The organism is Rothia sp. HMSC066G07, from assembly GCF_001814485.1.
Taxonomy (GTDB): Bacteria; Actinomycetota; Actinomycetes; order Actinomycetales; family Micrococcaceae; genus Rothia.
Genome location: NZ_KV816922.1, coordinates 104,991 through 119,041 on the forward strand (window position 1 = coordinate 104,991; position 14,051 = coordinate 119,041).

Consider the following 14,051-nt stretch of genomic DNA (forward strand, 5'->3'; position numbering starts at 1 on the left):
AAGTACCGCTTAAAAGAATGCCACCCTCCCCCACCTATTCGTTAAACACAGAACGCGGATACCCGAGACAAACTCGAGTATCCGCGTTCTTTATCAAGGACCAGGCCGGGAGCCTAAACCCCCAACCTGCCCCTCATGGCAGAAGCCTTAGTCCAGACCACGACCGTACTCATCCAGCGAAACAGCCATAAAGCCGCCGTTGCCGTAAGTGTACACCTCGTTATCCATCTGGAACGCGCTCTGGTAACCACCGAAAGTGTCCAGAGCCTGCATACGCTCAGCAGTAGCCTGGGGGCTGGGCTCAACCTCAATATCGTTGTAACGTGCCAGACCGGTACCGGCGGGAACCAGCTTACCGATGATCACGTTCTCCTTCAGGCCGAGCAGCGGGTCAGTCTTCGCCTCCATAGCAGCCTGAGTCAGGACGCGGGTGGTCTCCTGGAAGGAGGCCGCCGACAGCCAGGACTCGGTAGCCAGCGAAGCCTTGGTAATACCCATCATTTCCGGACGGCCAGCTGCGGGCTTCTTACCCTCAACCAGTGCCTTACGGTTAGCAGTCTGGAAAGCAATGTTATCAACCAGCTCACCAGGCAGCAGATCGGTATCACCAGACTCAATCACGGTCACGCGACGCAGCATCTGGCGAACAATAACCTCAACGTGCTTGTCGTGGATTTCCACACCCTGCGACTTGTACACGCCCTGAACCTCGCTCACCAGGTGCTTCTGAGCCTCACGAGGACCACGAATACGCAGAACCTCCTTCGGATCAACAGAACCGGTAGCCAGCTGATCGCCAACCTGAACGTGATCGCCGTTCTGCAGCTTAGAAGCTGCACGACGCAGAACAGTGTAGGACTGGGGCTCGGAACCATCGTCCGGGGTCACCACAATCTTGTAGGACTTCTCGGTATCCTCAATGGTCACGCGACCAGACACCTCAGAAATCGGGGCAACACCCTTGGGGGTACGAGCCTCGAACAGCTCCTGAATACGGGGCAGACCCTGAGTAATATCGTCAGCCGAAGCCACACCACCGGTGTGGAAGGTACGCATGGTCAGCTGGGTACCGGGCTCACCAATCGACTGAGCCGCAATAATACCAACAGCCTCACCAATGTCCACCAGCACGTTCGAAGCCATCGAACGACCGTAGCACAGTGCACACACACCAATAGCGGACTCACAGGTCAGAACCGAACGGACGCGAACATCCTTCACGCCTGCCTTGAAGAGCTTCTCGATGAGCTCATCAGAGACATCGGAGCCAGCAGCAGCCAGAACGTTGCCAGCCTCATCCTTCACGTCAACCGCAAGGGTACGACCGTGAATTGAAGTCTCAACATCCTGGTGCAGACCGCCATCCTCATCAATCAGAGGCAGAACCAAACCGCGGCGAGTGCCACAGTCGTGCTCGCGAACGATAACGTCCTGCGAAACGTCCACCAGACGACGAGTCAGGTAACCCGAGTTAGCGGTACGCAGCGCGGTATCAGCCAGACCCTTACGTGCACCGTGGGTCGCGATGAAGTACTCCAGAACCGACAGGCCCTCACGGTACGAGGACTTAATCGGGCGAGGCATAATCTCACCCTTCGGGTTCGACACCAGACCACGGATACCCGCAATCTGACGGACCTGCATCCAGTTACCACGTGCACCGGAGGTCACCATACGGTAAATGGTGTTCAGACCACCGTGAGAGCTCAAGTTCTCACGCATAGCCTCTGCAACCACGTCGGTAGCCTCGGTCCAAACCTTAATCAGCTCCTGACGACGCTCTTCGTCATCGATGGTACCAATCTCGAAGTCGTCCTCAATTGCAGCAGCCTGCTTCTCGTAGCGCTCCATAATTGCCGGCTTCTCAGAAGGAGTAGCAATATCGGAAACAGCCACGGTCACGCCCGAACGAGAAGCCCAGTAGAAACCGGAGTTCTTCAGGTTATCCAGGGCACGAGCCACAACATCCATCGGGTAACGCTCAGCCAGATCATTAATCAGGCTACCCAGACCCTTCTTATCTGCCACGCCAGAGAACCAGGGGTAATCCTTCGGCAGAGCCTGGTTGAACAGAACCTGACCAACAGTGCAGTCCAGCAGCACAGAATCGCCGGGCTGGTAACCCTCCGGTGCTTCCCAATCCTCGGGAGCAACAAACTGGTCACCATCAAGGCGAATCTTCACCTTGGTGTACAGCTCAATCTCATGACGATCCATCGCCATCAGAGCCTCAGACACCGAGGAGAATGCATGACCCTCGTTCTTCTGACCATCGCGAGGAGTAGTCAGGTGGTACAGACCAATAATCATATCCTGCGAAGGAACAGCCACAGGGCGGCCATCCGACGGCTTCAGGATGTTGTTCGAGGACAGCATGAGGATACGAGCCTCAGCCTGAGCCTCAGGAGACAGCGGCAGATGAACTGCCATCTGGTCACCATCGAAGTCAGCGTTGAACGCGGAGCAAACCAGCGGGTGCAGCTGAATAGCCTTACCCTCAACCAGCTTCGGCTCAAACGCCTGAATACCGAGGCGGTGCAGAGTAGGTGCACGGTTCAGCAGAACCGGGTGCTCAGCAATAACCTCTTCCAGCACGTCCCAAACCTGCGGGCGGAAACGCTCAACCATACGCTTAGCGCTCTTAATGTTCTGAGCGTGGCTCAGCTCCACCAGACGCTTCATAACGAAGGGCTTGAACAGCTCCAGCGCCATCTGCTTGGGCAGACCACACTGGTGCATCTGCAGCTGAGGACCAACCACAATCACGGAACGACCCGAGTAGTCAACACGCTTACCGAGCAGGTTCTGACGGAAACGACCCTGCTTACCCTTCAGCATGTCAGACAGAGACTTCAGGGGGCGGTTACCGGGGCCGGTCACCGGGCGACCGCGACGACCGTTATCGAAGAGCGAGTCCACAGCTTCCTGCAGCATACGCTTCTCGTTGTTCACGATAATCTCGGGAGCACCCAGCTCCAGCAGACGCTTCAAACGGTTGTTACGGTTGATCACACGACGGTACAGGTCGTTCAGGTCGGAGGTCGCGAAACGGCCACCATCCAGCTGAACCATCGGGCGCAGTTCCGGCGGAATAACCGGAACAACATCCAGGACCATACCCAGCGGGGAGTTGTTAGTGGTCAGGAAGGCGTTAACAACCTTCAGGCGCTTCAGGGCGCGGGTCTTCTTCTGGCCCTTACCGGTCTGAATAATCTCCTTGAGAGCCTCAGCCTCAGCCTCCAGGTCGAAGGACTCCAGACGCTTCTTAATAGCCTCTGCGCCCATCGCGCCCTCAAAGTACAGGCCGTACTTATCAATCATGGAACGGTACAGCGCCTCGTCACCCTCAAGGTCAGCGACCTTCAGGTTCTTGAAGCGATCCCACACACGATCCAGGTGCTCAGCCTCACGCTCGTAACGCTTACGTACCGACGCGAGCTGACGCTCAGCGTTATCACGCAGCTTACGCTTCTCAGCAGCCTTGCCGCCTTCTGCCTCAATACGAGCCAGCTCCGCCTCAACCTCACGGCTAATAGCGTTCACATCAGCGTTCAGAGCAGCCTCAAGCTCCTGCTTCTCACGGTCGTGAGCAGCCTGCAGCATGGGCAGATCCTCGTGACGAGCTTCCTCATCAACCTTAGTGATCATGTACGCAGCGAAGTAAATGACCTTCTCCAGGTCCTTCGGAGCCAGATCCAGCAGGTAACCCAGACGGGAAGGAACACCCTTGAAGTACCAAATGTGGGTAACAGGAGCAGCCAGCTCAATGTGACCCATACGCTCACGACGTACCTTAGAGCGGGTCACCTCAACACCACAGCGCTCACACACAATGCCCTTGAAGCGCACGCGCTTGTACTTACCGCAGTAGCACTCCCAGTCCTTGGTGGGGCCGAAGATACGCTCGTCGAAGAGACCGTCCTTCTCGGGCTTCAGGGTACGGTAGTTGATGGTCTCGGGCTTCTTAACCTCACCAAAAGACCAACGACGGATGTCGTCGGCGGTGGCGAGGCCAATTCGCATCAAACCAAGCGAAGATTCGTTGGACATATCGGTCCTAATCTCTTTCTGTAAGTTTCTGAAGACTTGGGTTAGCGGGCAGGAACCCCACAACGCACGCGAGCGCATGCGGGGTTCCCCACCCTAGAAGGAGGCGGTGCTTATGCCTCGTCGACGGAGCTAGGCTCGTCGTGGGTCAGGCTCACGCCCATATCTTCTGCTGCCCGGAAGCCTTCTTCCTCCGAGTCGCTCATCTCAATAATCTTGCCGTCGGTGGAGAGCACCTCGACGTTCAGGCACAGAGACTGCATTTCCTTGATAAGAACCTTGAAGGATTCGGGGATACCCGGCTCAGGGATGTTCTCGCCCTTCACGATAGCCTCGTAAACCTTCACACGGCCCGCCACGTCATCGGACTTGACGGTCAGGATTTCCTGCAGGGTGTATGCGGCGCCGTATGCTTCCAGCGCCCACACTTCCATCTCACCGAAGCGCTGACCACCGAACTGCGCCTTACCACCCAGGGGCTGCTGGGTAATCATCGAGTACGGACCGGTGGAACGAGCGTGAATCTTGTCATCCACCAGGTGGTGCAGCTTCAGGATGTACTGGTAACCAACCGAAATCGGGTCCGGGAACGGCTCACCGGAACGGCCGTCAATCAGACGTGCCTTACCGGAACGGTTGATCAGACGGTCGCCATCGCGGTTCGGGTTCGAGTGATCCATGAGGTCGAACAGCTCGTCCTCGTGGGCACCGTCGAACACCGGGGTTGCCAGGCGGGTCGGGCCGGATTCCTTCGGGAAGTTCGGCATGTGCTTGAGCCACTCGGGCTCGCCCTCAATCTTCCAACCCTGCTTAGCCAGCCAACCGGTGTGGACTTCCAGAACCTGACCAATGTTCATACGACCGGGCACGCCCAGCGGGTTCAGGATAACGTCCACGGGGGTACCGTCTTCCAGGAAGGGCATATCCTCGATCGGCAGGATCTTGGAAATAACACCCTTGTTACCGTGGCGGCCTGCGAGCTTGTCGCCGTCGGTAATCTTACGCTTCTGAGCCACGTACACGCGGACCAACTGGTTCACGCCCGGGGGCAGATCGTCCTCATCGTTGCTCTCGCGGTCGAAGATGCGGATACCGATGACGGTACCGGACTCACCGTGAGGAACCTTCAGGGAGGTGTCGCGAACCTCGCGAGACTTCTCACCGAAGATTGCGCGCAGCAGGCGCTCCTCGGGGGTCAGCTCGGTCTCACCCTTAGGGGTGACCTTACCAACCAGGATGTCGCCAGCCTCAACCTCAGCACCGATGTGGATGATGCCGCGCTCGTCCAGAGCCGAGAGAACATCCTCGGACACGTTCGGGATATCGCGGGTAATCTCCTCGGGGCCCAGCTTGGTGTCGCGGGCGTCAATCTCGTGCTCCTCAATGTGAATCGAGGTCAGCACGTCCTCAGACACCATGCGCTGGGAGAGGATGATCGCATCCTCGTAGTTCAGGCCTTCCCACGGCATGTATGCCACGAGCAGGTTCTTACCCAGTGCCAGCTCGCCGCCGTCGGTGGAGGGGCCGTCAGCAATAACGTCGCGGTATTCGACGCGCTGGCCTTCCTTCACCACAACGCGCTGGTTGTAGCAGTTACCCGGGTTCGAACGGGAGAACTTCATGATCGGGTAGGTGGAGACAGAACCGTCGTCATTACGGACGATAACAGTCTTAGCGTCCACGGAGGAAACCACACCGGGCTTCTTCGCGAGCACGGAGTCACCGGAATCCAGTGCTGCGTACTTCTCCATACCGGTACCAACCACGGGAGCCTCAGACTCCAGCAGGGGCACAGCCTGACGCTGCATGTTAGCACCCATCAGTGCTCGGTTAGCGTCGTCGTGCTCCAGGTAAGGAATCAGGGCGGTAGCCACAGACACCATCTGGCGCGGGGAAACGTCCATGTACTGTACGGCGCCGGGAGCAACCATAACAGCTTCACCAGAACCGTCACCCGCACGGCAGAGAACCTCGTTCTCAGCGAAGGTACGGTCAGCGTTCAGCGGCGCGTTTGCCTGCGCAATGACGACACCCTTCTCATCGTCAGCGGTCAGGTAGCGGACCTCATCGGTCACGCGGCCGTCAGTCACGACGCGGTAGGGGGTCTCAATGAAACCGAAGGAGTTGATGCGACCGTAGGTTGCCAGCGAACCAATCAGACCAATGTTCGGGCCTTCAGGGGTTTCAATGGGGCACATACGACCGTAGTGCGAGGGGTGGACGTCTCGAACTTCCATGCCTGCACGGTCACGAGACAGACCGCCCGGGCCCAGTGCGGACAGACGACGCTTGTGGGTCAGACCTGCCAGCGGGTTGTTCTGGTCCATGAACTGCGACAGCTGAGAAGTACCGAAGAACTCCTTGATAGCTGCCACGACGGGGCGGATGTTCACCAGGGACTGCGGGGTGATAGCGTCCACGTCCTGGGTGGTCATGCGCTCGCGAACCACGCGCTCCATACGGGACAGACCGGTACGGATCTGGTTCTCAATGAGCTCGCCCACGGTGCGGATACGACGGTTACCGAAGTGGTCGATGTCGTCGATGTCGATCTTGAGGGAGATCTCCTCGCCGTCACGAACACCGGGGATGGTGGTCTCGCCTGCGTGTAGAGCGCAGAGGTAACGAATCATCTGGGCGATGTCGTCCTGGCTCAGAACGGAAGCCTCGGGGGAATCCATGGGAACGTCCACGCCGAGCTTACGGTTCAGCTTGTAACGACCAACCTTCGCCAGGTCGTAGCGGCGCGGGGTGAAGTACATGTTGTCCAGCAGAGCCTGGGCAGCTTCAACCGTCGGGGGTTCGCCCGGACGCAACTTGCGGTAGATGTCCAGCAGAGCCTCGTCGCGGTCCTTGACGGAGTCCTTCTCCAGGGTTGCGCGGATGGAGTCGTACTGACCGAACTCAGCCAGAATCTTGGACTCGGTCCAGCCCAGAGCCTTCAGCAGAACAGTCACGGACTGCTTACGCTTGCGGTCCAGACGCACGCCAACCTGGTCGCGCTTATCAATCTCAAGCTCGAACCATGCACCGCGGGAAGGAATCACGCGGGCAGAGTAAATGTCCTTATCGGAGGTACGGTCCGGAGCCTTCTCGAAGTAAGCACCGGGGGAACGCACCAGCTGAGAAACGACCACACGCTCAGTACCGTTAATAACGAAGGTACCGGCCTCGGTCATCAGGGGGAAGTCACCCATGAACAGGGTCTGCTGCTTGACCTCGCCGGTAGCGAGGTTCATGAATTCAGCCTTAATGTACAGCGGAGCCGAGTAGGTTGCGTCGCGGTCCTTGCACTCCTCAACAGAGTACTTGGGGTCAGCAAACTCAGGCTCAGAGAAGGAGAGCTGCATAGTCTCCTGGAAGTCACGAATCGGGGAGATTTCTTCAAAAATCTCAGCCAGACCGGACTGAGCGGGGACAGAAGTGTCACCAGCAGCCTGCGCCTTCTCCAGACGCTCCGCCCAGCGCTCGTTACCAACGAGGCGGTCGAAGCTATCGGTCTGGATAGCAAGCAGGTTGGGAACCTTCAGCGGTTCGTTAATCTTCGCGAATGAAATTCGGCGCGAGACGTTCTCTGCGCCGTTAGCGGCGTCATGGTTAGAGGTGCTCGAAGCGACCAAAATGGGGATCCTTCCACAGACATGTCTGTTAGCAATCAGCCTCCCGGCGACATTACCGGCGACACGACAACCTCAGCCCCCGAATAAAACGGTGCTCGAAGCTATAGAGTCGGACGGAAAAACGTCACCTTCAGCCCGTGCCCACCGCTATATGAAGGCACAAAGGTTAGGGAAAGCGTAAATACTAACAATACAGGAAGAAAGCCTTTCTGTCTACCACACCCACATCAGGAGTGCAAACCTGCCACGGCATGCACCTAGCATTCCACCACATTCACAGCCAAACCGCCCATAGACGTCTCCTTATAGCGGTGAGACATATCCAAACCGGTCTGACGCATCGTCTCAATCACCTGATCCAACGACACACGGTGCGTACCATCACCACGCAACGCCATACGAGCAGCCGTCACAGCATTCGACGCCGCCATTGCATTACGCTCAATACACGGAATCTGCACCAAACCACCCACCGGGTCACACGTCAGACCCAGGTTGTGCTCCATCGCAATCTCAGCAGCATTCTCAACCTGCTCAGGAGTACCACCCATCACCTGCGCCAAACCGGCAGCAGCCATCGAGGAGGCACTACCCACCTCACCCTGGCAACCAACCTCAGCACCAGAAATCGACGCGCGCTTCTTATACAGCACGCCCACAGCAGAAGACGCCAAGAAGAAATCAACAACCGCCTGGTCACGGGCAGCCTGACCGCAATGGCGAATACCCTGCGTGTAGTTCATCGCATAATGCAACACCGCCGGGATAATACCCGCAGCACCATTCGTCGGAGCAGTCACCACGCGACCGCCAAAAGCGTTCTCCTCATTGACCGCCAAAGCAATCAGATTCACCCAGTCAATAGCGAACTCAGGAGACTTCGAAGGATCCTCCACCATCAAATCGCGATGCCACGCGCCCGCACGGCAACGCACCTTCAGCGGGCCCGGCAAATAACCCACACGTGCCAGAGAAGAGCCAATGCACTCCTTCATCACACGGTAGATATGCAAGATGCCATCACGGACCTCCTGCTCAGAACGCAGAGAACACTCATTCGCCATCTTCAACTGCGCAATCGACAACCCAGCCTCATTCGCCATCTCCAGCAGCTCAGTAGCCGAACCGAACGGATACGGAGGGTTCATCAGCGACGCGCCACCGGTCGCCTCCTCATCACCCTCAACAATGAAGCCACCACCAATCGAATAGTAAGTGCGCTCCAACAACAGCTGCTCACCCGCAAACGCCGCAATCTTCATACCGTTCGTATGGCGCGGAAGAACCGTCAACGGACGCAGAGTCATATCCAGCTCACGGTAATTCACCACCGGGCCGTACACCTTCTGCTCCTCACCACCGGGCGCAGTCACACCGTACGCAGAGGACGGGTAACCAGCAAGCGGCAAAGTACCATCCACGCTATTGCGCTCAATCATCGCCTCAGAATCAGCGATATTGATAGTCTCCGGAACAAAACCACACAGGCCCTTCAACGCAGCACTCATCGTACCGTGACCAGCACCCGTAGCCGCCAACGAACCATACAAATCAACATGCACACCCGTCACACGGTCCAGCAGACCCTCATCAATCAGCTCCGCCACAAAACGGTTCGAAGCGCGCATCGGCCCCACCGTATGCGAACTCGAAGGGCCCACACCAACGCTGAACATCTCAAAAACACTGATGTCATACGGCAGAGCCTCTGCCTTCTTCTGGGCGCTGCTGGGCGCGCTCTGGTTAATAGCCACATTCTGTCCTTCAAATAAATAATGTCTGTGCACCGCACCAAAAGATACGCGCCCCTGAATGGAGGAACCACACATCAATCTGCGGTCTATAAGTGCGGACAATCACCCTTGACTGGCCGCTCTAATCCTAACGCACTTCAGAACCATCACAAACTAAGGTTCAGAACACCTCACGCCCTCCCTCGCTATTCAACGCCCACCTCACGGCGCAGAAAAGGCGCCGTGCCCACACGGGACACGACGCCTCTACCCTACAGATTATCTGCAGAAAAACTCTTACTTCTCACGCTTGTAGAACGGCAGAGCCACAACATCAAACGGAGCACGCTTACCGCGGATATCAACATCCACAGTAGAGCCAACCTCAGAGAACTCACGGTTCACCAGCGCCATAGCAATCGGGAAGCCCAAAGTCGGGGAAGGAATACCGGAGGTAACCTCACCAATCTCATTACCTTCAGCATCCACCAGCTTAGAACCGGCACGAGCAGGACGCTTCGCCTGAGCCTTCAGACCAACCAGGATACGCTTCGATTCACTCTTAGCCAACTCAGTCAGAGCCTCACGACCCACAAAGTTAGCAGCCTTCTTCTCCAGAGCAATCTCAACCAGGCGACCCAAACCGGACTCAAACGGAGTAATCTCAAGACCCAGCTCGTTACCGTACAGCGGCATACCAGCTTCAAGACGCAGGGAGTCACGAGAAGCCAGACCGGCAGGAATCATACCGAAAGGCTCACCGGCAGCAGCCAGCTTATCCCACAGCTCAACAGCGTTCTCATTCGGAACGAACAGCTCGAAGCCATCCTCACCGGTGTAACCGGTACGAGCCAGCAAAACATCAACGCCGGCAACAGTCAGCGGTACCGAAGCGTAGTACTTCAGCTCACGGACAGCCTCTTCATCAGACACGCCAGCAACCAGCAGAATCTCCTCAGCACGAGGACCCTGAACAGCCACCAGAGAAGTCTGCTCCGACTCATTCACAAACTCAACGTTGAAATCACCCAGGCGCTCGCTCATCGCCGCGAAGTCAGTGTCAATGTTCGCAGCGTTCGGAACAACCATGAACTCTTCATCGCCCAGACGGTAAGTAATCAGGTCGTCAATCACGCCGCCCTTGTCGTTGACCAGGATCGAGTACTTTGCCTTACCGACCTTCAGGATGGACATGTTCGACACCAGAGCGTAATCCAGGAACGCACCCGCATCCGGGCCGGTCACACGGAACTCACCCATGTGAGACAGGTCGAAAATACCGGCACGAGTACGGACAGCCTCGTGCTCAGCAACGTCGTTAGCATACTTCAGGGGCATATCCCAGCCACCAAAGTCGGTGAAAGAAGCGCCCAGCTTCTCGTGAACCGGGTACAGGGAGGTCTTCTTGGGGGACATTAGGTTCTCCTCACGCACAGCCTTGTGCTGTTATCGTTCAATCGTCGTAGATTTAGTTCACCCCCACAGACACGAGATACGCTGCGGAGGCGACCCCCACCCGTCCCCAGAAATCTGAGGACGGGTGAGGCGGGTAGACCGCTACAGCCTACCCAGGAGCGTTATAGGCTCCTTATGCTTCCAGATCGAAAGCCTCCATCGGGGGGCATTCGCACACGAAGTTACGGTCACCGCCAGCGCCATCAATACGACCCACCGAAGTGAAGTACTTGTTAGCGCGCAGGCTCGGAACCGGGAAAGCTGCCTGGGTACGGCTGTAGGGGCGATCCCACTCATCAGCGCTTACCACATCAACGGTGTGCGGTGCGTTGCGCAGAACCGAATCCTCCACAGCGACCTTGCCCTCAGCCACCTCGATAATCTCGTCGTAGATGGTCTCCATTGCCTCAATGAAACGGTCCAGCTCTTCCTTCGACTCAGACTCAGTCGGCTCAACCATCAGGGTGCCCGGAACCGGGAACGCCAGAGTCGGAGCGTGGAAGCCGAAGTCCATCAGACGCTTGCAGACATCCTCAGCGGTCACATGAGACTGATCGGTCAGCTGACGCAGATCCAGGATGCACTCGTGAGCGACCAGACCGCCGGGGCCGGTGTACAGCACCGGGTACTTGTCGTTGAGCTTCTTCGCAATGTAGTTAGCGTTCAGCACCGCGTACTGCGAAGAGTCCTTCAGACCCTGAGCACCAGTCATCGCAATGTACATCCAGCTAATCGGCAGAACACCGGCAGAACCGAAGAACGCCTGAGAAATCGGCAGTGCAGCATCGTTGGGGAGCTTACCTTCAGCATCAGCGCGGTATGCGTCGCCGGGCAGGAACTTCGCCAAGTGCTCACGAACAGCCAGCGGGCCAACACCGGGGCCGCCACCACCGTGAGGAATGGAGAAGGTCTTGTGCAGGTTCAGGTGCGAAACGTCGCCGCCGAACTTACCGGGCTGAGCGAAGCCCATCTGAGCGTTCAGGTTCGCGCCATCCAGGTACACCTGGCCGCCAGCCTCGTGAACCAGCTGGCAAACCTCAGCAACCTGCTCCTCAAACACACCGTGAGTGGAAGGGTAGGTAATCATGATGCCGGCAACCTTGGGGCCGTACTTCTCAATCTTTGCCTTCAGGTCGTCAACATCAATCGAACCGTCAGCCGCAGTTGCCACACCGGCAACCTTCAGACCAGCCAGAGCAGCAGATGCCGCGTTGGTGCCGTGAGCAGACAGCGGAATCAGGACGGTATCGCGCTCGTGGTCACCGTTAGCCTCATGGAAGGAACGGATAGCGCGCAGACCAGCGTACTCACCGGTCGCACCCGAGTTCGGCTGCAGCGAGATAGCATCGTAACCGGTAATAGCAACCAGCCACTCGCTCAAATCCTTAATCAGCTCGTGCCAGCCCTCAGCCTGATTCTCCGGGACCAGCGGGTGGATGTTCGCGAACTCAGGCCAGGAGATGGGCTCCATCTCAGCGGCCGCGTTCAGCTTCATAGTGCACGAACCCAGCGGAATCATGGTGCGGTCAAGTGCCAGATCCTTGTCAGCGAGGTGACGCAGGTAGCGCATCATCTCGGTCTCGGAACGGTACTTGTGGAAAATCGGGTGCTGCATGTAGTCATCGGTACGCAGCAGCTCAGCGGGCAGATCGTACTGTGCATCTGCCTCACCCAGGGTGCCGCCCAGAGCCTCAACCAGGCCCTTGAGCAGCTCCTCACCGTGAGACTCACCCACGGAAATACCGATGCGGTTCTCGTCGAAGCGGCGGATGTTCACGCCAGCTTCCAGAGCCTTCGCAACCAGCTCGTCGGCACGGCCAGCAGCCTCCACCACGACGGTGTCGAAGAAAGTATCGTGAGCGATACCGTAGCCCGCAGACTTCAGCGCGGTAGCAACACGAGCGGCATTAGTGTGCAGGCGGTTCGCGATAGCGCGCAGACCCTCAGGACCGTGGTACATCGCGTAAGCACCAGCAACAATCGCCAGCAGAGCCTGAGCAGTACAAATATTGGAAGTAGCCTTCTCACGGCGAATGTGCTGCTCACGAGTCTGCAGAGCCAGACGGTACGCAGGCTTACCAGCCGAATCCTTAGAAACACCCACCAGACGGCCAGGCATGGTACGCTCCATGCCCTTGTGAACAGCCATGTACGCAGCGTGGGGGCCACCGAAGAAGAAGGGCAGACCGAAACGCTGAGTGTTACCAACTGCGATATCAGCACCCAGCTCACCCGGAGACTTCAGCAGGGTCAGAGCCAACAGGTCAGCGACCACAGTGACCAGGGCGTTACGCTCCTTAGCGGCCTTAATCAGCGGCTCAATATCGCGAATATCGCCTTCATTGCCGGGGTACGCCAGGACGATACCGTACAGGTCGCCCTCAGGCAGACCCTCAGAGAAATCAGTAATGACGAAGGGAATGCCGAGCATCTCTGCACGGCCGCGAGTCACCGAAATAACCTGAGGCAGGCAACGGGAGTCAATCGCGAAGAAGCCATTCTTCACCTTGCGGTTCGCACGGTGCATCATGACAGCTGCCTCAGCTACTGCGGATGCCTCATCCAGCAGGGAGGAGTTTGCAATCTCCAGGCCGGTCAGCTCCATCACGGTGTTCTGGAAGTTCAGCAGAGCCTCCAGACGGCCCTGAGAAATCTCAGCCTGGTACGGGGTGTAAGAAGTGTAGAAACCGGGGTTTTCCAGAATGTTACGGCGCAGAACCGCGGGAGTTACTGCATCGTAGTATCCGGCACCAATCATCTGGGCGAGAACCTTATTCTTCGCAGCATAGCCGGCAATCTTTGCCTGAGCCTCATGCTCCGACAGCGGAGCAGGCAACTGCAATTCGCCGTCAAGGCGAATCTGCGAGGGGACAACAGCGTCCATCAGCGCATCCAGGGAAGAGTATCCCAGGGTTTCGAGCATCTGCTCTGCGTCTGCGGAACGGGGGCCGAGATGACGATCAATAAAGGACATAGGATTCTCCTATTAGTCGGCGCAAACCGTAGAGGGGTCACGTCGCGCTATTGCGACGAGTCGAACATCTTAAGTGTCCCACATCTCCACAAAGTTTTGCTAGCTTTACCAACATTTGACATGCCTAAACATCAAAGTCTTTTGCCCCGCTAAGCTCCCTCCCTGTTAGAGGAAAAACAGCAGAAACGCACAAAGCCCGGCTCGTTCTCTCCGAAGAGAAAA

The 14,051-nt window shown here is 57.4% G+C and carries 5 protein-coding genes; all 5 read right to left on the reverse strand.

The genetic code is table 11. From position 1 onward, the window contains the following. Positions 1 to 147 precede the first annotated feature (147 nt). A complete protein-coding gene (locus HMPREF2971_RS02045) occupies positions 148 to 4,050 on the reverse strand; it encodes a DNA-directed RNA polymerase subunit beta' (protein ID WP_070541440.1) in 3,903 nt (1,300 codons plus the stop codon). A 110-nt stretch (positions 4,051 to 4,160) separates the two neighbouring features. After that, positions 4,161 to 7,667 (reverse strand): DNA-directed RNA polymerase subunit beta, encoded by a 3,507-nt coding sequence (rpoB, locus tag HMPREF2971_RS02050; RefSeq protein ID WP_070690940.1) that lies wholly within the window; start codon positions 7,665 to 7,667, stop codon positions 4,161 to 4,163. A gap of 257 nt (positions 7,668 to 7,924) precedes the next feature. Then, positions 7,925 to 9,421, reverse strand: coding sequence for an L-serine ammonia-lyase (locus HMPREF2971_RS02055; RefSeq protein ID WP_053091087.1), 1,497 nt, complete (start codon positions 9,419 to 9,421; stop codon positions 7,925 to 7,927). Positions 9,422 to 9,697: 276 nt separating this feature from the next. Continuing rightward, complete coding sequence (gcvT, locus tag HMPREF2971_RS02060; RefSeq protein ID WP_044150203.1) at positions 9,698 to 10,816, reverse strand: glycine cleavage system aminomethyltransferase GcvT; 1,119 nt, start codon at positions 10,814 to 10,816, stop codon at positions 9,698 to 9,700. 172 nt (positions 10,817 to 10,988) lie between these two features. Further along, positions 10,989 to 13,829: an aminomethyl-transferring glycine dehydrogenase gene (gene gcvP / locus HMPREF2971_RS02065; protein ID WP_012903038.1), complete on the reverse strand. Its 2,841-nt coding sequence runs from the start codon at positions 13,827 to 13,829 to the stop codon at positions 10,989 to 10,991. Positions 13,830 to 14,051: the final 222 nt, after the last annotated feature.

What these genes read in the sequence shown, in the direction of transcription:
- HMPREF2971_RS02045 (WP_070541440.1), bottom strand. Translation starts at nt 4,050, where the DNA reads ATGTCCAACGAATCTTCGCTTGGTTTGATGCGAATTGGCCTCGCCACC.
- gcvT (WP_044150203.1), bottom strand. Translation starts at nt 10,816, where the DNA reads ATGTCCCCCAAGAAGACCTCCCTGTACCCGGTTCACGAGAAGCTGGGC.
- gcvP (WP_012903038.1), bottom strand. Translation starts at nt 13,829, where the DNA reads ATGTCCTTTATTGATCGTCATCTCGGCCCCCGTTCCGCAGACGCAGAG.